We start from the raw sequence: 22,478 nt of genomic DNA, 5'->3' as shown, positions 1-22,478 counted from the left end.
CACCAGCTTTTAGAAATTGAGCAAGACTGTTACTCCCAAAAGCCCGGTGAAGGCAGCCAGATAATCAGCTCTGCTGCAGATGCCCATACAGCTTGGCGTATAACCCACCCTCGGCAATCAGCTGCTGATGGTCGCCGTCTTCGGCCACGTGCCCGCCATCGAACACCAGCACCCGGTCGGCCTGTTTCACCGCCGACAAGCGATGGGCGATGATCAGCGTGGTGCGGCCGCTGAGGAAGCACGCCAAGGCCTGATGCAGGTTGTACTCGGTGGCGGCATCCAGGGCTGAGGTGGCCTCGTCGAGGATCACCACCTTGGGCTCAGCCAGTACCATGCGGGCAATGGCCAGACGCTGGCGCTGGCCACCGGACAAGCGCACGCCTGAACGCCCTACCACACTGTCCAGGCCTTGCGGCAAGGCGGCGATGGTGGCATCCAACTGGGCGATGCGCAGCGCCTGCCAGCAGGCATCATCGCTACAGTCGCGACCCATGGTCAGGTTGGCACGCACGCTGTCGTTGAACAGCGACGGGTGCTGCAACACCACCGCGACGTTCTCGCGCAGGGTTTCCAAACCGATTTCCTGCAGGCTGGCCCCGCCAAAGCGGATGGTCCCGGCCTGGGCGCTGTAAAGGCCCAGCAGTAGCTGCACCAGCGTGCTCTTGCCGCCGCCGCTGGCACCGACAATCGCCACCTTCTCACCCGCAGCGATGGACAGGTCGAGGTGCTCGAGCACCGGCTCGTCGGCATAGGCAAAGCGCAGGTCGCGCACTTCAATGCCCACCGTTTCGCGCCCGGCGAACGGGTCGCTGGCGGCCGGGTATTGCGGCTCGTCGGCACGCGCCAGCAGCTCGTTGAGGCGGCTCAGCGCACCGCCTGCGGCGTAGTACGCATATTGCAGATTAAGCAGTTGCTCCACCGGACCGATCATGAACCACAGGTAGCTGAACACCGCCAGCATCTGGCCGATCGACAGGTCGGAAAACAGCACGGTCAGCATGGCCGCCGCGCGGAAGATGTCGATGCCGAACTGGAACAGCAGACCACTGGCACGGCCACTGGCATCGCTTTTCCATTGCGAGTCCACGGCGTAATCGCGCACCTCGCGGGCACGCAAACCCAGGCGGCCAAGGAAGTAGCCCTGGCGGTTGCCGGCGCGGATTTCCTGGATGGCATCCAGGGTTTCCGCCAGCGCCTGGGTAAAGCGCGCGGTGCTGTCGTTCTCGAGTTTTTTCAGGTGTTTGACCCGCTTGCCCAACTGCACGGTGAAGTAGATCACCAGCGGGTTGAACAGCAAGATCAGCAAGGCCAGCTGCCAATGCATCCAGATCAGGATGGCCGCCGTGCCGGTCAGTGTCAGCATGGCCACCAGGAAGCGGCTGAGGGTTTCGCCAACGAACTTGTCGAGGGTGTCCAGGTCGGTGACCAGGTGGGTGGTCACCGTGCCGCTGCCCAGGCTTTCGTACTCTTTCAGCGAAATACGCTTGAGGCGCTCGATCAGGCGGATGCGCAGGCGGTAGACGATGTCCTTGGCCAGCCCGGCGAACAGCTTGGACTGGATCACGTTGAAGGCCAGCGCAGCCAGGCGCAGGCATAGGGTGAGCGCCAGCATCAGGCCGATGTAGCCGGCTGCTACCTGCCAGTTGGACGGCAGCAGGTGGTTCATCCACTTCAGCGCGGCATCGCCATGGCCGAGCAGTACTTCGTCCACCAACAGCGGCAGCAGCAGCGGAATGGGCACACTGCAACACGCCGCCAATAACGCAACGAGGTTGGCGGACCAGAGGTTTTTCTTGTGATGCAGGGCCAGGCGGCGGATTTCCGCCCAGCTCAGTCGATCGCCCGCAGTGTATGGCTTGCCCGGTACCGGGTCGGGTGACCCTGGTACATCAAGCACAGGCGGCCTGCTGCAGCCAGCGGCCGAGCAAGGATTGCAGGCGCTCCAGCGGCTGGTAGCCGTTGGTCAGCAAGGCCAGTTGGCCATTGCGCTCGGCCAGCAAGGTCGGGAAACCGGCAATACCCAGATCCTGGGCCCAGGCGAAGTCGGCCGCGGTGGCGGCGCGGGTATCGGCACGGGCGAAGGTTTCGGCAAACGCGGCACGGTCGAAGCCACACTGGGAGGCCAGCTCGACCAGCTGCGGCGCGGTGGTTACATCGATGCCCTGTTCGTAGAACGAACGCTGGATCAACGCCAGCAGCGGCCAGACACGCTCGGCATCCAGCTCGCGGGCCGCGACCAGGGCGCGGCAGGCCGGCTCGGTGTCGTAGACGAAGCCGTCAGGCATGGCCCCCTCGAAGCGGAACGGCTGGCCGGTAGCATCAGCCACCGCCTGCCAGTGTTCCAGGATGTACTTGCGAGTGGAGCTGTCCAGGGCGCTGCCGCCAGTGCGCAGCCCGCCCGGTACCAAGTGGGCAGGCACGCCTGCCTCACGCGCCTGGGCGATCAGGGCCGCGGCCACTGGCGCAAAACCCCAGCACCAGGAGCACATCGGGTCCATCACATAGATCAGGCGTGCAGACATGCTTCAAGCCTCGGCTTTGTAGTTGTAACCGATCGGATGCGGCAGGTTGCGGGCCTTGGCCAGCTCGATCTGCTTCTGCCGGTCGATGGCACTGCGCCGGGTCTTCTCGCTCAGGCTGTCCCAGCAATGCGGGCAGCTGACACCTGGCGAATAGTGCTCGGACGCGCGCTCCTCTGCATTGATCGGATGGCGGCAGGCGTGGCACTGGTCGTACTCGCCCTCGCTCAGGTCATGACGCACCGTAACCCGGTTGTCGAAGACGAAGCAGTCGCCGTCCCACAGGCTTTCTTCCTGAGGCACTTCCTCGAAGTATTTCAGGATGCCGCCCTTAAGATGATAGACCGACTCGAAGCCTTCACCGAGCATGTAGCTGGAGGCTTTTTCACAACGGATGCCGCCGGTGCAGAACATCGCGACCTTCTTGTGCTTGCTCGGGTCGAAATTGGCCTTGATGTACTCCGGGAACTCACGGAAGGTTTCGGTCTTCGGGTCGATGGCGCCCTTGAACGTACCGATGGCCACTTCGTAGTCGTTGCGGGTGTCGATCAGCAGCACTTCAGGGTCGCTGATCAGGGCGTTCCAGTCCTTGGGCTCGACATAGGTGCCAACGGCCTGGTTGGGGTCTACGCCCGGCACGCCGAGGGTGACGATCTCTTTCTTGAGCTTGACCTTGGTGCGGTAGAACGGCTGTTCGTCGCAGTACGACTCTTTATGGTCGATGTCGACCAGACGCGAGTCGCTGCGCAACCATGCCAGCAGGCCATCAATGCCTTCCCGGGTGCCCGAAACGGTGCCGTTGATGCCCTCGTGGGCCAGCAGCAGGGTGCCTTTGACGTTGTTGTCGAGCATGGTCTTGAGCAGCGGCTCGCGCAGCTCGACGTAATCTTCCAGGGTGACGAACTTGTACAGCGCCGCGACGACGATGGCTTGAGACATGTAACGGAATCTCCAGGTGGTTGCCCTCGTAAGGGGCGGACCGGGTTTGACAGGTATAGAAAAAGCATGGGGGCGCTTTGCGCCCCTTTCGCGACACAAGGCCGCTCCCACAGGGACCGCGTAACCCGATGGCTAGTGCGGTTCCTGTGGGAGCGGCCTTGTGTCGCGAAAGGGCCGCAAAGCGGCCCCGGATCTTGCAGGATTCTACCAGAACAACAAAAAGGTTTCAGTGCCCGCCGCCTGCACACACGGGCGAGGCCGGTGCAACGCCGACCTTGGCCCACTCTTCGGCGGTGTAGGTGTGGATGGCCAGGGCATGGATCTCGCCCATCAGCTCACCCATGGTGGCGTAGACCTTCTGGTGGCGCTTGACGCTGTTCAACCCGGCGAACTGCTCGCTGACGATCACCGCCTTGTAGTGGGTCTCCTGACCACGACTGTGCATGTGACTTTCGTTGAGCACTTCCAGATGTTGCGGCGCCAGCGCGGCCAGTTGCTGTTCGATACGTTGTTGCATGGTCATTGCGGCGTACTCACTTCTTCGCTGGGGCGGCGGCCTTGCCTGCGTTCGGGTCCAGCTCTTTGGTCATGTCTTCCAGCAGCTTGTTCACCACCGGTACTGCTGGTTCCAGGCTCTGCTGGGTCAGCTGTGCCGACTGCTGAGTGACCTTGGGCATTTCACGCAGCACTTTCTTGCCCAGCGGCGATTCGTAGAACTTGACCAGGTCCTTCAGCTCCTGCTCGGTGAAGGTGCGGGTGTACAGGTCGACCATCTTCGGCTTCAGCTTGTTCCAGCCGATGGCGTTGTCCAGCGCGGCATTGGCCTTGGCCTGGTAGCTTTCCAGTACGGGCTGCTTGGCGGCCGGGGCCTTGGTCTGGCCGAAACGCTGGGCGAACATCTGCTGCACTTGCATGTACACCGGGGTGCCCAGCTTGTCGGCGTTGGCCAGGGTCAGGAATTTCTCGGCAGCAGCGTTGTGGCTGGCGGTGGCAGCGAGTACCTGGCCGCTGGCGCAAACCAGGGCAACGGCGGCACAAAGGACACGGAGACGGGTCATTGCATTTCCTTCAAAGAGAGGGAGGCGGGCACCTCAGAGTAGAGCATTCTGCGCCGTGGTGGCGATGTGCTCAAGTGGCACGACGAGCGACGGAACCGCTCGGTCGAATCAGGGCCTAAACTGCGATTTCGAACTACACAGGAGTGAGTACAGAATGAGCCGTATCGAGACAGACAGCCTGGGCCCGGTCGAAGTTCCGGAGGACGCCTACTGGGGTGCGCAGACCCAGCGTTCGCTGATCAACTTCGCCATTGGCAAGGAACGCATGCCCCTCGCGGTATTGCACGCCCTGGCACTGATCAAGAAGGCCGCGGCGCGCGTCAACGACCGCAATGGCGACCTGCCGGCCGACATCGCCCGGCTGATCGAACAGGCCGCCGATGAAGTACTGGATGGCCAGCACGACGATCAGTTCCCGCTCGTCGTCTGGCAGACGGGCAGTGGCACCCAGAGCAACATGAACGTCAACGAGGTGATCGCCGGACGCGCCAACGAACTGGCCGGCAAAGGCCGTGGCGGCAAGGCGCCAGTACATCCCAATGACCACGTCAACCGCTCGCAGAGCTCCAACGACTGCTTCCCCACCGCCATGCACATTGCGGCAGCCCAGGCGGTGCATGAAAAGCTGCTGCCGGCCGTCACTGAACTGTCTTCGGGGCTGGCCGAGCTGTCGATGCGTCACCACAAGCTGGTAAAAACCGGCCGCACGCACATGATGGACGCCACGCCGATTACCTTCGGCCAGGAAGTGTCGGCCTTCGTCGCCCAGCTCGATTACGCCCAGCGCGCTATCCGCGCCACCCTGCCGGCGGTGTGCGAGCTGGCTCAGGGCGGCACTGCCGTGGGTACCGGGCTCAACGCCCCGCAGGGGTTTGCCGAGGCCATCGCGGCCGAGCTGGCGGCGCTGTCCGGCCTGCCGTTCATCACTGCACCCAACAAGTTCGCCGCCCTCGCCGGCCACGAGCCGCTGACCAGCCTGGCGGGGGCCCTGAAGACCCTGGCCGTGGCCCTGATGAAAATCGCCAACGACCTGCGCCTGCTGGGGTCCGGCCCGCGCGCCGGGCTGGCCGAGGTGCGCCTGCCAGCCAACGAGCCGGGCAGCTCGATCATGCCGGGCAAGGTCAACCCTACCCAGTGCGAAGCGCTGTCGATGCTGGCCTGCCAGGTACTGGGCAACGACGCGGCCATCGGCTTTGCCGCCAGCCAGGGGCATTTGCAGTTGAATGTGTTCAAGCCGGTGATCATCCATAACCTGCTGCAATCCATCGAATTGCTGGCCGATGGTTGCCGCAACTTCCAGCAGCATTGCGTGGCGGGTATCGAGCCGGATGCGGAGCAGATGGCCGCGCACCTGGAGCGCGGGTTGATGCTGGTGACGGCGCTGAACCCGCATATCGGCTATGACAAGGCGGCAGAAATTGCCAAGAAGGCTTACAGCGAGGGCACGACCTTGCGCGAGGCGGCCTTGGCGTTGAAGTACCTGACCAATGAGCAGTTCGACCAGTGGGTGCGGCCAGAGAACATGCTGGCACCGGGCGGCAAGGGTTGACTGCTCTGTAGCCTGTACCGGCCCTTTCGCGGGTAAACCCGCTCCTACACCGAGATGATCCATTGTAGGAGGGGGTTTACCCGCGAAAGGGCCGGTACAGGCAATCGACAGACCTAGGCCAACCGCGCCCTGCGGGCCCGCCAACCCGCCATCAGCGAGGGCCCCAGCGCCACCAGCGCCGAACCGAACACTACCGTGACCGCCCCCACATAGCCCAGGGCGTTGATGTCCTCGGCATGCACATACTCAGGCCAAACCAACGCCGCCAGCGCCACCGCAACGAAGGTCACCAGCGGGGTCAGCGCCAGCGTGGCACTAACCCGCGACGCCTCCCAGTGCGCCAGTGCTTCGGCAAACGCGCCGTATGCCACCAGGGTATTCAGGCAACAGGCCAGCAGCAGCCAGCCTTGCACCGGGGTCAGTTGCAAGGCCTCCAGCGGGTGCACCCAAGGTGTCAGCAGCGCAGCGCAGCTGAGGTAGATCACCATCATCACCTGCTGCGAGTGCCACACGGTCAGCAACTGCTTTTGGCTCAGGGCGTAGAACACCCAGATACTGGTCGCCAGCAAGATGGTCAACACGCCGGTGGTGTAGGTACCCAGTGAAGTCAGCAGCTCTTCCAGGCGCTGGTTGAAGAACAGGCCAAACCCTGCCAGCAGCACCAACAGGCCCATGCCCTGCCCCACACTGAAGCGCTCGCGGAACACGAACACGCTGGCCACCAGCAACAGCACCGGGCCGATCTGTACCACCAGTTGTGCGGTGCCGGGGCTAAGCAGTTTGAGACCGATCAGGTAGAGCACGTAGTTGCCCATCAGGCCGAGCACCGCAACCAGCACCAGGCCCTTGCCCCTGGGCGCCAGCTTGCGTATGGACGGCAAACGCCGCTGAGCCGCCAACCAGGCGAACAGCAGGCCGCCGGAGACCAGCAGGCGGTACCAGGTGACAGTGATCGGGTCGACCACTTGCAGTACCTGCTTGAGCTTGATCGGCAGGATGCCCCAGAGCAGCGCTGTCAGAAGTGCCAGGAACAGTCCATAGCCCCAGCGGCCAGAAGTGGTGTGCATAAAATCCTCGATCAAGCCCGTGGTGGGGGTTGTTGAATTCTACGGGGTTGGAGGACGGAGACGGTGGAGAGTGCCGAGAAAAGAATTCATCAGGTCATTCTTTTGGGGCATGGCTGGGGGAGGTGTTGCCTGTACTGACCTCTTCGCGGGTAAACCCGCTCCTACAGGAGCGTGAGCTGCGCCCCGGTGTTGGATTTTTTGTCCAACATCCGAGGCGCAGTTCAGCGGCGATCCGTCGTAGGAGCGGGTTTACCCGAGAAAGGGCCAGAACAGGCAACATCACCTTCGGCTATTTCTTGTGCTTGGCAAACGCCGCCTCAAGCGCCTGATTGATGGTGCGCACCACCTTCACCCGCGCCCAGCGCTTGTCATTGGCCTCCACCAGCGTCCAAGGGGCAATCTCGCTGCTGGTGCGGTCGACCATGTCGCCCACCGCCTGGGAGTATTCGTCCCACTTGTCGCGGTTGCGCCAGTCATCCTCGGTGATCTTGTAGCGTTTGAACGGAATTTGCTCACGCTCTTCGAAGCGCTCCAGTTGGGTCTGCTGGTCGATCGCCAGCCAGAACTTGACCACCACCACGCCGGCATCCACCAACTGCTCTTCAAAGTCGTTGATCTCGCTGTAGGCACGCATCCAGTCAGCGGGGCTGCAGAAGCCTTCCACCCGCTCCACCAGCACCCGGCCATACCAGGAACGGTCGAAGATGGTGAACTTGCCCCGTGCCGGGATGTGCCGCCAGAACCGCCACAGGTACGGCTGGGCGCGCTCTTCTTCGGTAGGCGCGGCAATCGGCACGATACGGTACTGTCGCGGGTCCAGCGCCGCCGCCACGCGGCGGATGGCGCCCCCCTTGCCAGCGGCGTCGTTGCCTTCGAACACCGCCACCAGGGCGTGCCGGCGCATGCGCTTGTCACGCAACAGGCCGGCCAGACGGGCCTGTTCGGTGATCAACTGTTCCTGATAGTCGACCTTGTCCAGGCGCAATGTCATGTCCAGGGCGCCAAGCAGGCTGCGGTCGTCGATGCTGCGGCCCAATGGAGCCACGTTGCCCTGGTGCTTGCCCTTGGGGTTGTTGGCCAGCGCGGCTTGCAGGCTTTCCAGCAGAATACGCCCGACCGCCAGGCTGCGGTAATTCGGGTCTACCCCTTCGATGATGTGCCATGGCGCATAGTCGCGGCTGGTGCGGCGCAGCACGCGCTCGCCAAAGCGCACGAAGCGGTCGTAGGTTTGCGACTGCTGCCAATCCAGCGGGCTGATCTTCCAGCTGTGCAGCGGATCGTCCTTGAGCGATTTCAGCCGTGCCTTCATCTGCTTCTTGGACAGGTGGAACCAGAACTTGATGATCAGCGCACCTTCATCGCAAAGCATCTCTTCCAGGCGTTCGGCACCGGTAATGGCCTGATCGAGCACGGCATCCTTGAACACCCCATGCACCCGCCCCTGCAGCATCTGGCTGTACCAGTTGCCAAAGAACACACCCATTCGCCCCTTGGGTGGCAAGGCCCGCCAATAGCGCCAGGCGGGTGGGCGGGCCAGCTCTTCGTCGGTCTGCTGGTCGAAGGTGAGCACATCGATCATGCGCGGGTCCATCCACTCGTTGAGCAGTTTTACCGTCTCACCCTTGCCGGCGCCTTCAATGCCGTTGATCAGCACGATCACCGGAAAACGCGCCTGCTGCTTGAGTTCGTACTGGGCTTCGAGCAGGGCCTCGCGTAAAGCGGGTACCTCGGCGTCGTAAGCCTCCTTGTCGATGCTGTGGCCGATTTCGGCAGATTCGAACATGCACTGGCTCCTTCAATGGATAAGCAAGACTAGCGGATTTCATTTCGGCCTGTATTGACCTCTTCACCAATGAACGCGCTCCCACAGCTCAGCCGGATGGCATAAAATCCCGCCATCCGCTGCAACCGAGCCAACCATGCCCACCCTCCTCCAGCACGCCCAGATCGACTGGGACGACCAGGGCCGCCCCCATTCGCGGCACTATGACGACGTCTATTTCGCAGTCAACGAAGGCATCGAAGAAACCAAGCACGTGTTCCTCGGCCAGACCCGCCTGGCCGAGCGTTTTGCCAACCTGGCGCCGCACGCCTGCACGGTGATCGGCGAAACCGGTTTTGGCACCGGCATGAATTTTTTCTGCGCCTGGCAGCTGTTCGACCAACACGCACACAGCGACGCGCGCCTGCACTTCGTCAGCGTCGAGAAGTACCCCCTCGACCACGCCGACATGGCCCGCGCAGTGCGCCTGTGGCCTGAACTGGCCGCCTATACCGAGCCGCTGCTGGAGCAATACGTGGCGGTGCACCCGGGCTTTCAACAGTTCACCTTCGCCGGTGGCAGGGTCACCCTGACCCTGTTGATCGGCGATGTGCTGGAACAGCTGCCGCAACTCGATGCACAGATCGATGTGTGGTTCCTCGACGGCTTCGCCCCCGCCAAGAACCCCGACATGTGGACCCCGGAGCTGTTTGCGCAACTGGCGCGGCTATCGCATCCGGGCACGGTGCTGGGTACCTTCACCACCACCGGCTGGGTACGCCGCAGCCTGGTCGAAGCCGGCTTCGCCATGAAGAAGGTGCCAGGCATCGGCAAGAAGTGGGAGGTGATGAGCGGCGCCTACGTCGGCCCCCTGCCCGGCCCATGCGCGCCTTGGTACGCGCGCCCCGCTGTTACACAGGGGCCGCGCGAGGCGCTGGTGATCGGTGCCGGACTTGCCGGCAGCAGCAGCGCCGCCAGCCTGGCCCGGCGCGGCTGGCAGGTAACCGTGCTGGAGCGCCACGAAGCCCCCGCCCAGGAGGCTTCGGGCAACCCGCAAGGGGTGCTGTACCTCAAGCTGTCTGCCCACGGCACCGCGCTGTCGCAGATGATCCTGTCCGGGTTCGGCTACACCCGGCGCCAGCTGCAGCGCTTGCAGCGTGGCCGGGACTGGGATGCCTGCGGGGTGTTGCAACTGGCCTTCGACAGCAAGGAGGCCGAACGCCAGGGCAAGCTGGCTGCCGCCTTCGACCATGGCTTGCTGCACTGCCTGGCCCGCGCCGAGGCCGAAGCCATCGCCGGCGTGGCGTTGCCTGGCGGCGGGTTGTTCTACCCCGAAGGTGGCTGGGTGCACCCGCCGGCGCTGTGCCAACAGCAGTTGCAGCACCCTGGTATTCGCGTGGTGACCCACCAGGAAGTACTCGAACTGCGCAAAGTGGATGAACAGTGGCAAGCCTGGGCTGGCGACCAGCTGTTAGCCCGCGCTCCAGTGGTGGTCCTGGCCGGCGCGGCGGATGTGCTGCGCTTCGAACCTTGCGCGCAGTTACCACTCAAGCGCATCCGCGGGCAGATCACCCGCTTGCCGGCCACCGCCAGCAGCCAGGCACTGCGCACCGTAGTGTGCGCCGAAGGCTATGTGGCACCGCCGCGCGAGGGTGAACATACACTGGGGGCCAGTTTTGACTTTCATAGCGAAGACCTTGCGCCGACGGTGGCCGAGCACCAGGGCAACCTGGCGCTGCTGGACGAAATTTCCGTCGATCTGGCGCAACGGCTGGCTGTGGCTGAGCGGGACCCCGAGCAATTGCAGGGACGTGCTGCGTTCCGTTGCACCAGCCCGGATTACCTGCCGATCGTCGGGCCCATCGCCGACGCGCAGGCGTTTGCCGAAGCCTACGCAGTACTGGGCCGGGATGCGCGGCAAGTACCGGATGTGCCCTGCCCTTGGCTGGGCGGGTTGTATGTGAACAGCGGGCATGGCTCACGCGGGTTGATAACAGCGCCGTTGAGTGGCGAGCTGGTGGCGGCCTGGGTATGTGGGGAACCGCTGCCATTGCCGCGGGCAGTGGCGGAGGCTTGCCATCCGAACCGGTTTGGATTGCGCCGGTTGATCCGGGGGAAATGATTGCAGCGGGTTGCCTGCCCGGCCACATATAACCAAACATTCTAAAACTCTCGAAATGCACATAGGTCAGTTCCTTAAGGTGCCCTAATCCGGGGCATCACCTCCCCAACGGAAAAACCGGTAAGGACTTATGTGCGGATTAGCAGGAGAGTTACGTTTCACCCCCATCGACCAAGCCCCTCGCCCAGCCGACCTGGCTGCGGTAGAGCGCATTACCCATCACCTGGCCCCGCGAGGCCCGGATGCCTGGGGCTTCCATAGCCAGGGCCCGATCGCCCTGGGCCACCGTCGCCTGAAGATCATGGACCTGTCCGACGGCTCGGCGCAGCCGATGGTCGACAATACGCTGGGCCTGTCACTGGCCTTCAACGGTGCCATCTACAACTTCCCCGAACTGCGCGAGGAATTGCAGGCGCTGGGCTACAGCTTCTGGTCCGACGGCGACACCGAGGTGCTGCTCAAGGGCTACCACGCCTGGGGCGCGGCGCTGCTGCCCAAGCTCAACGGCATGTTTGCCCTGGCCATCTGGGAGCGCGACAACCAGCGCCTGTTCCTGGCCCGCGACCGCCTGGGCGTCAAACCCCTGTACCTATCGCGCAACGGCGAGCGCCTGCGCTTTGCTTCGACCCTGCCGGCACTGCTCAAGGGCGGCGACATCGACCCGATGCTCGACCCGGTGGCCCTCAACCACTACCTGAACTTCCACGCCGTGGTACCGGCACCGCGCACTCTGCTGGCCAACGTGCAGAAGCTGGAGCCTGGCACCTGGATGCGCATCGACCGGCATGGCGAAGTGGAACGCCAGGTCTGGTGGCAACTGCACTACGGCCCCCACCCCGACGAGCGTGAACTGGACCTGGAAGGCTGGACCACCCGCGTGCTCGACGCCACCCGCGACGCCGTAGCAATCCGCCAACGGGCAGCCGTCGATGTGGGTGTGTTGCTGTCCGGCGGCGTCGACTCCAGCCTGCTGGTCGGCTTGCTGCGCGAAGTGGGCGTTGACGACCTGTCGACCTTCTCCATCGGCTTTGAAGATGCCGGCGGCGAGCGCGGCGACGAGTTCCAGTATTCGGACCTGATCGCCAAACACTACGGCACCCGTCACCACCAGTTGCGCATCGCCGAACACGAAATTATCGACCAACTGCCGGCCGCCTTCCGCGCCATGAGCGAACCAATGGTCAGCCACGACTGCATCGCCTTCTACCTGCTGTCGCGGGAAGTGGCCAAGCACTGCAAAGGCGTACAGAGCGGCCAGGGTGCCGATGAGCTGTTCGCCGGTTACCACTGGTACCCGCAGGTGGACGGCGCCGACGATGCCTATGCGGCCTACCGTGACGCCTTCTTCGACCGCAGCCACGCCGAATACCGCGACACCGTACAGGCCCCCTGGCTGCTGGAAACCGACGCTGCCGGCGACTTCGTGCGCGAACACTTCGCGCGCCCCGGCGCACCGGCTGCCGTGGACAAGGCCCTGCGCCTGGACAGCACCGTGATGCTGGTCGATGACCCGGTCAAGCGAGTGGACAACATGACCATGGCCTGGGGCCTGGAGGCACGTACGCCTTTCCTCGACTACCGCCTGGTGGAGCTGTCGGCGCGCATCCCGGCGCGCTTCAAGCTGCCCGATGGCGGCAAGCAGGTGCTCAAGCAGGCAGCGCGACGGGTGATCCCGCATGAGGTGATCGACCGCAAGAAGGGTTACTTCCCGGTACCGGGCCTGAAGCATCTGGAAGGTGCCACGTTGGGCTGGGTACGCGAACTGTTGACCGACTCCAGCCAGGACCGAGGGTTGTTCAACCCGGCCATGCTCGACCGCCTGCTGAGCAACCCACACGGCCAGCTGACGCCATTGCGCGGTTCCAAGCTATGGCAACTGGCGGCGCTTAACCTGTGGCTGAGCGAACAAGGAATCTGACCGATGAAAGCCCATGAAATCGCTTATGGTCAGCGCCTGCTGCGCGGCCAGACGCCGTCCTACGAGCGCCTGCAAGCGCGCCTGGCCGGCGACGGCAGCCAGCCCCATGACCAACCGCGTGCCGTGCACTGCGGCTGGGGCCGGCTGCTGATAGGCCACACCTACCCCGACCCGGCTTCCCTGGCCGAGGATCTGCTGGACGAGCACCCGGGCGAACGCGATATCGCCCTGTACGTGGCCGCACCGCAGCAGGTGCTGGCCCAGGCCCCCCAGCAGCTGTTCCTCGACCCGTCCGACACCCTGCGCCTGTGGTTCACCGACTACCGCCCGGCGCAGCGGGTATTTCGCGGCTTCCGCGTGCGCCGGGCACAGAACCCCGCCGACTGGCAGGCGATCAACACGCTGTACCAGGCGCGCGGGATGCTCCCCGTTGACGCCGAGCTGCTTACCCCCCGGCACCTGGGTGGCCCGGTGTACTGGCTGGCGGAAGACGAAGACAGCGGCGCGATTATCGGCAGCGTCATGGGCCTGAACCACACCAAGGCGTTCGATGACCCCGAGCATGGCAGCAGCCTGTGGTGCCTGGCGGTGGACCCGCACTGCACACGCCCCGGCGTGGGTGAAGTGCTGGTGCGCCACCTGATCGAACACTTCATGAGCCGTGGCCTGGCCTACCTGGACCTGTCAGTGCTGCACGACAACCGCCAGGCCAAGCGCCTGTACCAGAAACTGGGTTTTCGCAACCTGCCCACCTTCGCAGTCAAGCGCAAGAACGGTATCAACGAGCAACTGTTCCTCGGGCCTGGCCCGCAAGCCGACCTCAACCCCTACGCTCGCATCATCGTCGACGAGGCCCTGCGCCGGGGCATCGAAGTGCAGGTGGACGACGCCGCTGGCGGCCTGTTCACCCTGAGCCTGGGCGGGCGGCGCATTCGCTGCCGGGAATCGCTCAGCGACCTGACCAGTGCCGTGACCATGACCCTGTGCCAGGACAAACGCCTGACCCAGCACGCGCTGCACAACGCCGGACTGCAGGTGCCCGCGCAACAGCTGGCGGGCAATGCCGATGACAACCTGGCGTTTCTCGAAGAGCATGGCGCGGTGGTGGTCAAGCCGGTCGATGGCGAGCAAGGCCAGGGCGTGGCGGTGAACCTGACCTGCATCGACGACATCACCCGTGCCGTGGCGCATGCCCGCCAGTTCGACAGCCGCGTGCTGCTGGAAAGCTTTCATGCCGGGTTCGACCTGCGCATCGTGGTGATCGGCTACGAAGTGGTGGCCGCCGCCATTCGCCACCCGGCGCAGGTGCTGGGCGACGGTAAGCACAGCGTGCGCCAGTTGATCGAAGCCCAGAGCCGTCGCCGCCAGGCCGCCACCGGTGGCGAAAGCCGCATTCCGCTGGACGACGAAACCGAGCGCACCTTGCGCGCAGCGGGCGTTGGCTATGACGACGTGTTGCCGGCCGGCCAGCGCCTGGCCGTGCGGCGCACGGCCAACCTGCACACCGGCGGCACCTTGGAAGACGTCACCGAACGCCTGCACCCGGTGCTGGCCGATGCTGCCGTGCGGGCGGCACGGGCACTGGAAATTCCGGTGGTTGGGCTGGACTTCATGGTGCGCGATGCCGGGCAGCCGGAGTACGTGATCATCGAGGCCAACGAACGTGCTGGCCTGGCCAACCATGAACCGCAGCCCACGGCCGAGCGTTTTATTGACCTGCTGTTTCCCCATAGCCGGCCTTTGGCGTAAACCCGTGCCGGCCTCTTCGCGGGCAAGCCCGCTCCCACAGGGATATCACCGCCCTTGAAGGTTGCGCTGTACCTGTAGGAGCGGGTTCACCCGCGAAGGCAGCGCTGTACCTGTAGGAGCGGGTCACCCGCGAAGGCAGCGCTGTACCTGTAGGAGCGGGTCACCCGCGAAGGCAGCGCTGTACCTGTAGGAGCGGGTTCACCCGCGAAGAGGCCGGCACAGGATTAAAGGAGTCCCCAACCATGTCCGAGCAATACCCCGAACCCGATCTCGACTACCTCAAACGCGTGCTGCTGGAAATGCTCGCAATCCCCAGCCCCACCGGCTTCACCGACACCATCGTGCGCTACGTGGCCGAACGCCTTGACGAACTGGGCATCCCCTTCGAGCTGACGCGCCGCGGCACCATTCGCGCCACCCTCAAAGGCCGGCAGGCCACCCCCGACCGCGCCGTTTCTGCCCACCTGGATACCATCGGCGCCAGCGTACGTCAGTTGCAGGACAATGGCCGCCTGGCCCTGGCGCCCGTCGGCTGCTGGTCCAGCCGTTTTGCCGAGGGCAGCCGGGTTAGCGTGTTCACCGATACCGGAGTATTCCGTGGCAGCGTGCTACCACTGATGGCCAGCGGGCATGCCTTCAACACGGCCATCGACCAGATGCCGATCAGCTGGGACCACGTGGAAGTGCGCCTGGACGCCTACTGCGCCACGCGCGCCGACTGTGAGGCACTGGGCGTGAGCATTGGTGATTTCGTGGCCTTCGACCCCTTGCCCGAGTTCACCGAAAGCGGCCACATCAGCGCCCGTCACCTGGACGACAAGGCTGGCGTAGCGGCATTGCTGGCGGCACTGAAGGCTGTGGTGGAAAGCGGCCGCCAGCCACTGATCGACTGCCACCCGCTGTTCACCATCACCGAGGAGACCGGCTCGGGTGCAGCCGGCGCCCTGCCCTGGGACGTCAGCGAGTTCGTCGGCATCGACATCGCCCCGGTGGCGCCTGGGCAGGCTTCCAGCGAGCATGCGGTCAGTGTGGCCATGCAGGACTCGTCGGGGCCTTACGACTACCACCTGTCCCGGCACCTGCTGAAACTGGCCGGCGACCATGACCTGCCGGTGCGGCGCGACCTGTTCCGCTATTACTTCAGCGATGCCCATTCGGCGGTGACTGCCGGGCACGATATTCGTACCGCGCTGGTGGCCTTTGGTTGCGATGCCACCCATGGTTACGAGCGCACCCATATCGACAGCCTGGCAGCGCTGAGCCGGTTGTTGTCAGCCTACCTGCTGAGCCCGCCAGTGTTTGCCAGCGACTCGCAGCCGGCCAATGCATCGCTTGAGCGCTTCAGCCACCAGCTGGAGCATGATGCGCAGATGGAGAGCGACACGCGGGTACCGGCCGTGGACAGCCTGGTCGGAAACAAAGGCTAAACGCACTTGGGGCTGCAAAGCGGCCCCAACACCTCGAATGTTTCGCGTAGCATGCCCATACCTATTTCAGACACCGCCCGACCATGCTGATCCCCTACGACCAATTGCAAGCCGAAACCCTGACCCGCCTGATCGAGGACTTCGTCACCCGCGACGGCACTGACAACGGCGACGACACCCCGCTGGAAACCCGCGTGCTGCGGGTACGCCAGGCATTGGCCAAAGGCCAGGCTTTCATCCTGTTCGACCTGGAAAGCCAGCAATGCCAGTTACTGGCCAAGCATGATGTGCCCCGCGAGCTGCTCGAATAGCAGGTCAGGCCTCTTCAGGCCTTGCTCTGCTTGGACGCCTTGATGCGCTTGTGAACTTCGGCTCGATGCACCGGCACCTGACGCGGAGCATCCACACCAAAGCGCACCACGCCGTCCCGGGTCTCCACCACGACGATCCGGATGTCATCGCCAATCATGATGACTTCCCCAACTTCGCGCCCAATTACCAGCATGTTCCGATCCTCCTGCGAAAGGGAAAACCGGAGCCTGCCCCGTAGGTATTCAGCTACTCAATAGCTCCACTGTGATTCAGAAAGCCCTTACACTTTTGAGTAACTTCCCCTACAGACCAATCATCGCGACGGGGCTTTTGCCCGCATTTTCACCGCCATGTCGGCCATCTCGTCATACAGCCGCTCAGGGGCCTGGCGTTTCAGTTGCCAGGCCTGGCGTCCTGCCTCATGAGGCAGGATGAGGAACTCGCCTGCAGCGACCTGCTGATGGATATAGTCGGCAATGTCCGCCGCACTGATCGGCGAACCTTCGAGCAGCTTGCCCACCTGCGCCTTCATCGCCGGGTTCGGCCCGCGGAACGAGTCCAGCAGGTTGGTCTGGAAGAACGACGGGCACACCACGTGCACCGCCACCTCCACCTGGCGCAACTCCACCAGCAGGCTTTCCGACAAGGCCAGCACACCGGCCTTGGCCACGTTGTAGTTGCTCATGCCCGGGCCCTGCATCAGTGCGGCCATCGAGGCGACGTTGATAATGCGCCCCTTGCTGCGCTCCAGCAGCGGCAGGAAGGCCTTGCAGCCCTTGACCACGCCCATCAGATTGACCGCGATCTGCCAGTCCCAGTCTTCCAGCGTCAGTTCGGCGAAGAACCCGCCCGAAGCGACGCCGGCGTTGTTGACGATCACATCGACCCCACCGAACTTCTCTTCGCAGGCTTGGGCCAGGGCCGTCAGCTGGCTATAGTCGCGCACATCGCAGCGCTGGACGAAGCCGTCGCCACCGGCCTGGCGAACCTGCTCCAGCGTTTCGCGCAGGCCGGTTTCGTTGACATCGGCCAATGCCAGGCGCCAGCCCTCACGGGCCCAGCGCAGGGCGATCTCGCGGCCGAGGCCAGACCCGGCGCCGGTGATCATGATGCGTTTTTGCATGGTCGCAGGCCTTGTTTTGACAGGGAGTCCGGTGAGTCTAATCAAGGCGTCGCCATCCGGGAGGATTCATCAGGGCAGTGAATGGGCGGGCATGATTGGGTAGACGGCTGCACGGGGATGGAATCTTTACCAACCCGCACCGGTCCGAATTATCGAGAGGCCAGCATTCTCAGGCTCTTGCCCCCTAATCACGCAAGGACTTTGACATGACCACGATCCTTATCATCATCCTGATTCTGCTGCTGATCGGTGGCTTACCGGTCTTCCCCCACTCGCGCAGCTGGGGCTATGGCCCTTCCGGCATAATCGGCGTGGTGTTGGTGATTCTGTTGGTATTACTGTTGCTTGGGATGATATGACGCGCTGCGGATAGCCACTTCAAACAGTCACTTGAGGTGAATGGCAAGCGGGTCGCAACACCCGGTTGCCATTTACAGGTTCGCGTCGAACACCATTGTCACGACGGCCTGATACTCGATACCAGGCAACATGTCCTGATCCCGGGTGTGGCCGCGAGGGTACACATGAAAATGCAACTGCCCTTGGCTGCCGGTCACACCCTCTGGCGGGACTTGAAGGCTCATGGCGTTCTCAACTCCGCCAAAGGACATTGCCTGACGATAGAGCGTACGGCCATTGTAGGAAACCCCAGGCAAGGTCATGGCCAGGTGCAGCGGTATGCCATGGCCTTTGGCCGACCGTAGATTGCACGTGCTATCCAGCCCGGTGCTGCACAGCGCCCAGACGTTGAATGGCCCACTGGCAGTCAGGCTGAAGCCCACGTCTTTTTCCAGTTTCTCTGCCACACCCCGCCCTCGGCTACCATGCCCGTGCGTTTGCTGCGGCACCAGTATCACCTGCTCGGAACCCGGCTCAAAACGCACCTCAAGGTCATGCACCACCTCCAGTTCGACGTTGATCGCCACTGAATCGGCCGTGAGCCCGGCGACCGTTCGGCTCGAACCCAGGCCAATATCCCTGTCGGGGCCTATCGAATAGACCACGCGCCCGCGGTACACGCCCGACTTCAAGCTCGCCGGCAAAGGCGTCTTCAGCCTGTAGCCCAGCGTAAGGTGACTCACATGGTAAGTGCTCGCATTTGCCGCGTTGAGGTTGGCCCAGCACCCGTTGCTGGCTGGCGACCACAGAAACAGGCGATGCGCCGCGCTCGCCAACGCAACCTGGCAACCACTCGAGTCCAGGCCCGTGCGCGCCGTAAGCGTAGGTGCCCCATCGTCCGAAGTTACCGCACCGCCCAGGTGGGTAATGGCAAAGTCCATGCTGACTTGCTCGCCGGTCTTGTCACGGACCATCATTAGCGCAGTTGGCTGGACAGGGGCCGAGAGGTAGAAGCCATCGGTGCCTTCGCCATCGACTGTTTTCGAGTATTCGACCCCCACATCCAGCAGATCCTGCAGCGGATCGCCACAAAGCTGCGGCAACTGAGTACAGACAGGTGACGACCGGGGTGTCAGGTTTTCAAATTGCCGGGTCTCGCCGCGGTAACGCAGCTTGAGCGTAATGTCGGCCGCTTGCGCCCACGACGAACCCAACACGCCCGACAGCAGTACCAGCATTGCACACTTGCGAAACATGCCTCTACCTCTCACTCTGCCTTGAAGTTCATGGCTTTGCGCGCATCGCCTTCCACCAGTTCGAAGCGATATTCAACACCGGGCTTCTCGACGAACTCGCGCGTACGCCCGGGGCGAAGATGGTGCTTGGCCGGAGGATCACACTCGTCCTCGACCAGCACACAGGCCTCGACGTTGTCGAGCAGCACCGTCGCATTGCCCTCGTTGCGCACGGTCCATTTCCCCCCGGCGCGCTCAATCGAGGTCTGGTACCGCGTGGCAGCAGGCTTGGTAATCAAAATGGTGCCGTAGCCGGCCAGAAACTGCACACCGGCACTGAGTTCTTTGCGGTAAGCATCAAGCTCCGTTTCATCCAGTGCAAAGCTGTCATCCTGTTCCGGCACCACCGGGACGAAGCGCAGCCGGTAGTAACGCTCCTGGTTCCGTTCACCGCGATACAGCAACCGCACGGCCTGCATGCCGCGTGCCGGGATGATCATCCGCGCCGGGCTGGCAACAACGCTGCGCTGGTCAAAGGGCAGCTCATCGACTTCCACCTCACGGGGTTCGGCCTGGCCGTCGTAGACCAGCTCCAGCACGCTGACCTTGACGAACGCAGTACTGTCCCCCCGGTTGTAGATGCGTTTGGCATAAGTGCCCTTGCCTGGCTCGAGGTAGTCATAGAGCGCGCCGACATCCAGCTGTGGCCCGGCCTGGGCAAACCACGGCAGCATCAGCGCAACGAACAACAAGGGTGACAAGTGAAATGTGAACCTGTGCATCTTCAACCTCTGTTTACTCAACATCCAATCCATCGACCCGGGTATCGGGCCCTCTACAGCGTCATGCCGAAAGCCGGCTCAGCCCACACTGGGCACACACCGCTGATCACCCACGATCAGCAGGTCATCCTCGCGATCAAAGTTGTCCGGCGTTAATGTCAGAAGGCAGTTGCCTGCCGTGCCATGGCGAATTTCCAGGGTGGGCCGTGACTCACTCATTTCCACGTTGAAATAGCCATCCGCCTCGACAACCGTGCGCCCGGCATCATTGACCACATGCGCGCCGTGCAGTGGCTGGCCTTGCCCGTCGAGCAGCCGGCCAAACACAGTCACCGTTCGCATGACCTTCACCGAGTGATACCCCACCCCACCGCGGTTGAGGTGATAGTCCACAGCGAGGGGTTGGATCTGTGCTGGCGGCACGTCCTTGGTGTCGAAGTCGAAGCGCACATGGCCAGACTTGAACGCCGTCACCGGCACGATATTGCGCCCGGGGTGCAGCACTGCACTCATGCCCTGGCCATCGTTGGCGCGTAGCTTCACACCGTGCAGATCGCTTTCGACATCGATGATCAAGCCGGCTTCGAGCGGCAGGTTGCTGCCTCCCATGGCCAGCTTCCCCGCGCCCAGCGCCAGGGTGCTTTCCAGGTTGAGGCCACCGCTGAGGTTATTGTTGAAGGAAGACGTCTGTGCATATGCATCGCCCTGCAGTTCCTGACTGTGGAACCGCCCATTGGCCGCCAGGCTGGTGCCATAGCCATCGAGCGTCGCGCTGCCCCCCAGGCTGTGCACAGGGCCCAGGTCGACGTTCTGCCGATACCACAGCGAAGCGTAGGGGTCATTACCGCCCTCACGCGAGGCACGGCTACCCACATCGACCCCAAGCTGCCTGCCATCGCGCTCAAGCTTCATGCTTACAGCGACGTTAACGCCGCGGCTCCGCACACCAGCGCTGCTGCGCGTTCCAGGCCTGTCGAAGAGTGAAAGGCGAACACTGCTCTGATGCCCCCGCAGTTTTCCGTAGAACGCCCAGCTCAGGTCGGCACCCAGGCCGCTTGCCGAGCCCGCACTGTGTTCCAGGCGCAGTGTCGCTGAACTGCGCGAGGTTACCCGCTGGTTGATCGAAAAGGCGGTGCGGCTGCGCACCTGGCGCTGTGAAGTATCGTCGCGACCGCTACTGCCAGGCTCCAGCCAGGTCTGGTTGTGGCTCAGCAACAACGAGCCCCAAGGGTGGGTATAGGTCAACTGCAGATCGCCGCCGTTGCCCAGGCCCTGGGTCTGATTGAGGCTGGCGTAAAGCTTGAACCGTTCATGCACGTCCCAGTCCAGCGAGGTACCCAACTGCAGGTCAGCATCGACCTGTTGCACTGACAACCCCAGCACCGCAGAAGGATGCATCAGGTAGTTGGAAAGGGCACCGAACACCGGGCTCTGTTCACGATTGCCATCCGAGTTGCTCAGCAGCTCGACCTGCTGGCCCAGGTACAGGTTGTAGCGCCAGCGGTTATCCATGTTCTGCCACCGGCTGGGCTTGTAGATGGACACTTCGCTGCGCGAGGTCTCCAGGCCGTCTTCGAGCAAACGCAGCTCCACATCGTAGATGCCGCCGGGCAATATCCGCGTGTCGATCGCCTGCAAACCCGGCTGTACCGGCTGACTGTTGATCAGCGAACCATTGCGATAGATTTCGACGATACCCGGGCGGTTCGGCGTGACGTAGACCGGGATGGCGCTGGCTTGGCCATTGTCGACCAGCAGGCTGTCACTGCTGCCCAGCATCAAGCCAAGCGTGCTATCAGGGCGACGCCCCAGCAGCGCTGGCTGGCGCACCAGGCCTTGTGTGTCAGTGGAGAAGTAACCCAGCCGAAAGAAATGCGCTTCATGCAGGCTCTGCGCGTAAAGCTGGTTCATGCGGTAACGCATATCGCCTTGCTCAGCTGGGGTGCGTTCCACGCGTGCATCGGCAAGCGTCGTCCAGTTATGCAGGTTGCCCTGACCGAGCAGGCCGATTCTGCCCGTGGTCTGATTACCATCATTGACCAGGTTGAGCTGGTTACGCAGCAGCAACCCAGCGTCGCTCTGCTCCGGGAGGCGGTGGAAGAGCGTGTCCTGCTCCAGCTTCTCGGCATTGGACGTCAGCAATGACAACTGGGAATTGGCCAGGCTGTAATGGATAGCCTGCAACCCGTCCGGGCAGTTTTGCAGGCAGTCGCCCAGCATGCGCCCGCCCTCCAGGCGCTGTTGCCATAACTGCCTGAGTGTGGCCGGCTCTGCGCTCTGCTCAGTGTCGGTAAACGCCAGCAACTGCACACGGTTATCACGGCTCAGCACCACCATGGCATCGCCGAGGTAGCGCTGATCCAGCTCCACTCGCACGGCAAGCGGCACATCGAAAAAGTGCGCCTCGAAGTCTTCTGGCAAACGCCCGAATGTCTTCAGGTCAATGGCACTGGACGCGCGCTCGGCCAACACTTCGAGGGGTAAAAGGCAGGCAGCACCCAGCAGCCAGACAGCGAGTGCACGGCCGGGTGCAGCAAACTGGAACATGATTCAATCCACTTCAACACCTGCCTCGAC

At 63.4% G+C, this 22,478-nt stretch carries 19 protein-coding genes; 7 read left to right on the top strand and 12 right to left on the bottom strand.

What is annotated here, in order from left to right:
* Nucleotides 1–64: 64 nt before the first annotated feature.
* From ACF8FG_RS03780 to ACF8FG_RS03760, 5 genes are all read right to left on the bottom strand, one after another.
* Complete coding sequence (locus ACF8FG_RS03780; protein ID WP_014592030.1) at nucleotides 65–1,897, bottom strand: ABC transporter ATP-binding protein; 1,833 nt, start codon at nucleotides 1,895–1,897, stop codon at nucleotides 65–67.
* Nucleotides 1,890–2,522: a DsbA family protein gene (locus ACF8FG_RS03775; RefSeq protein WP_014592031.1), complete on the bottom strand. Its 633-nt coding sequence runs from the start codon at nucleotides 2,520–2,522 to the stop codon at nucleotides 1,890–1,892. Before ACF8FG_RS03775 ends, ACF8FG_RS03780 begins: the two co-directional genes overlap by 8 nt.
* 3 nt (nucleotides 2,523–2,525) lie before the next feature.
* A complete protein-coding gene (locus ACF8FG_RS03770; protein ID WP_014592032.1) occupies nucleotides 2,526–3,458 on the bottom strand; it encodes a rhodanese-related sulfurtransferase in 933 nt (310 codons plus the stop codon).
* Between the two features lie 226 nt (nucleotides 3,459–3,684).
* On the bottom strand, nucleotides 3,685–3,981 hold the full coding sequence (locus tag ACF8FG_RS03765) for a BolA family transcriptional regulator (RefSeq protein WP_010952797.1): 297 nt from the start codon (nucleotides 3,979–3,981) through the stop codon (nucleotides 3,685–3,687).
* Between the two features lie 10 nt (nucleotides 3,982–3,991).
* A complete protein-coding gene (locus tag ACF8FG_RS03760) occupies nucleotides 3,992–4,516 on the bottom strand; it encodes a DUF2059 domain-containing protein (protein WP_014592033.1) in 525 nt (174 codons plus the stop codon).
* A 154-nt stretch (nucleotides 4,517–4,670) separates the two neighbouring features.
* Between ACF8FG_RS03760 and ACF8FG_RS03755 the strand changes: the two genes are divergently transcribed.
* Nucleotides 4,671–6,065 (top strand): class II fumarate hydratase, encoded by a 1,395-nt coding sequence (locus ACF8FG_RS03755; protein WP_010952795.1) that lies wholly within the window; start codon nucleotides 4,671–4,673, stop codon nucleotides 6,063–6,065.
* A 113-nt stretch (nucleotides 6,066–6,178) separates the two neighbouring features.
* On the opposite strand, the gene ACF8FG_RS03750 is transcribed toward ACF8FG_RS03755, so the two are convergent.
* Both ACF8FG_RS03750 and pap read right to left on the bottom strand, forming a co-directional pair.
* Nucleotides 6,179–7,132 (bottom strand): DMT family transporter, encoded by a 954-nt coding sequence (locus tag ACF8FG_RS03750; protein ID WP_019437325.1) that lies wholly within the window; start codon nucleotides 7,130–7,132, stop codon nucleotides 6,179–6,181.
* Nucleotides 7,133–7,421: 289 nt separating this feature from the next.
* Nucleotides 7,422–8,915, bottom strand: a complete 1,494-nt coding sequence (gene pap / locus ACF8FG_RS03745; protein ID WP_014592035.1) for a polyphosphate:AMP phosphotransferase — start codon at nucleotides 8,913–8,915, stop codon at nucleotides 7,422–7,424.
* 136 nt (nucleotides 8,916–9,051) lie between these two features.
* Between pap and mnmC the strand changes: the two genes are divergently transcribed.
* The 5 genes from mnmC to ACF8FG_RS03720 all read left to right on the top strand — a co-directional run bounded on the left by mnmC (nucleotide 9,052) and on the right by ACF8FG_RS03720 (nucleotide 16,421).
* Nucleotides 9,052–11,016 carry a bifunctional tRNA (5-methylaminomethyl-2-thiouridine)(34)-methyltransferase MnmD/FAD-dependent 5-carboxymethylaminomethyl-2-thiouridine(34) oxidoreductase MnmC gene (gene mnmC, locus ACF8FG_RS03740; RefSeq protein WP_019437324.1) on the top strand — a complete coding sequence of 655 codons (1,965 nt, stop codon included), beginning with the start codon at nucleotides 9,052–9,054 and terminating at the stop codon, nucleotides 11,014–11,016.
* Nucleotides 11,017–11,146: 130 nt separating this feature from the next.
* Nucleotides 11,147–12,934 carry an N-acetylglutaminylglutamine amidotransferase gene (locus ACF8FG_RS03735; RefSeq protein ID WP_019437323.1) on the top strand — a complete coding sequence of 596 codons (1,788 nt, stop codon included), beginning with the start codon at nucleotides 11,147–11,149 and terminating at the stop codon, nucleotides 12,932–12,934.
* A gap of 3 nt (nucleotides 12,935–12,937) precedes the next feature.
* A complete protein-coding gene (gene ngg / locus ACF8FG_RS03730; RefSeq protein ID WP_070384218.1) occupies nucleotides 12,938–14,683 on the top strand; it encodes an N-acetylglutaminylglutamine synthetase in 1,746 nt (581 codons plus the stop codon).
* A 242-nt stretch (nucleotides 14,684–14,925) separates the two neighbouring features.
* The gene (locus tag ACF8FG_RS03725) at nucleotides 14,926–16,110 is read left to right on the top strand and encodes an osmoprotectant NAGGN system M42 family peptidase (protein WP_019437322.1); all 1,185 of its coding nucleotides are present in this window, start codon (nucleotides 14,926–14,928) and stop codon (nucleotides 16,108–16,110) included.
* A gap of 83 nt (nucleotides 16,111–16,193) precedes the next feature.
* The gene (locus tag ACF8FG_RS03720) at nucleotides 16,194–16,421 is read left to right on the top strand and encodes a YheU family protein (protein ID WP_004575803.1); all 228 of its coding nucleotides are present in this window, start codon (nucleotides 16,194–16,196) and stop codon (nucleotides 16,419–16,421) included.
* Nucleotides 16,422–16,435: 14 nt separating this feature from the next.
* Here the strand turns inward: ACF8FG_RS03720 and csrA are convergent, their stop codons facing one another.
* Together csrA and ACF8FG_RS03710 are read right to left on the bottom strand one after the other, a co-directional pair.
* The gene (csrA, locus tag ACF8FG_RS03715; RefSeq protein ID WP_014592040.1) at nucleotides 16,436–16,615 is read right to left on the bottom strand and encodes a carbon storage regulator CsrA; all 180 of its coding nucleotides are present in this window, start codon (nucleotides 16,613–16,615) and stop codon (nucleotides 16,436–16,438) included.
* A gap of 120 nt (nucleotides 16,616–16,735) precedes the next feature.
* Nucleotides 16,736–17,545 carry an SDR family oxidoreductase gene (locus ACF8FG_RS03710; protein WP_014592041.1) on the bottom strand — a complete coding sequence of 270 codons (810 nt, stop codon included), beginning with the start codon at nucleotides 17,543–17,545 and terminating at the stop codon, nucleotides 16,736–16,738.
* A gap of 206 nt (nucleotides 17,546–17,751) precedes the next feature.
* Between ACF8FG_RS03710 and ACF8FG_RS03705 the strand changes: the two genes are divergently transcribed.
* The gene (locus ACF8FG_RS03705; protein ID WP_003252624.1) at nucleotides 17,752–17,904 is read left to right on the top strand and encodes a DUF3309 family protein; all 153 of its coding nucleotides are present in this window, start codon (nucleotides 17,752–17,754) and stop codon (nucleotides 17,902–17,904) included.
* Nucleotides 17,905–17,976: 72 nt separating this feature from the next.
* On the opposite strand, the gene ACF8FG_RS03700 is transcribed toward ACF8FG_RS03705, so the two are convergent.
* The 3 genes from ACF8FG_RS03700 to ACF8FG_RS03690 are packed head-to-tail and all read right to left on the bottom strand — an operon-like array spanning nucleotide 17,977 to nucleotide 22,448.
* Nucleotides 17,977–19,140 carry a hypothetical protein gene (locus ACF8FG_RS03700; protein WP_070384220.1) on the bottom strand — a complete coding sequence of 388 codons (1,164 nt, stop codon included), beginning with the start codon at nucleotides 19,138–19,140 and terminating at the stop codon, nucleotides 17,977–17,979.
* Nucleotides 19,141–19,151: 11 nt separating this feature from the next.
* Entirely contained in the window at nucleotides 19,152–19,925 is a 774-nt protein-coding gene (locus tag ACF8FG_RS03695) for a hypothetical protein (RefSeq protein WP_014592043.1), read from the bottom strand.
* 54 nt (nucleotides 19,926–19,979) lie between these two features.
* Nucleotides 19,980–22,448: a CS1-pili formation C-terminal domain-containing protein gene (locus ACF8FG_RS03690; RefSeq protein ID WP_144179964.1), complete on the bottom strand. Its 2,469-nt coding sequence runs from the start codon at nucleotides 22,446–22,448 to the stop codon at nucleotides 19,980–19,982.
* Nucleotides 22,449–22,478: the final 30 nt, after the last annotated feature.

The organism is Pseudomonas sp. YQ_6 (assembly GCF_043103245.1).
GTDB lineage: Bacteria > Pseudomonadota > Gammaproteobacteria > Pseudomonadales > Pseudomonadaceae > Aquipseudomonas > Aquipseudomonas alloputida.
The sequence above is the reverse complement of the archived record's forward strand: the minus strand, read 5'-3'. Positions and strand labels throughout refer to the sequence as shown.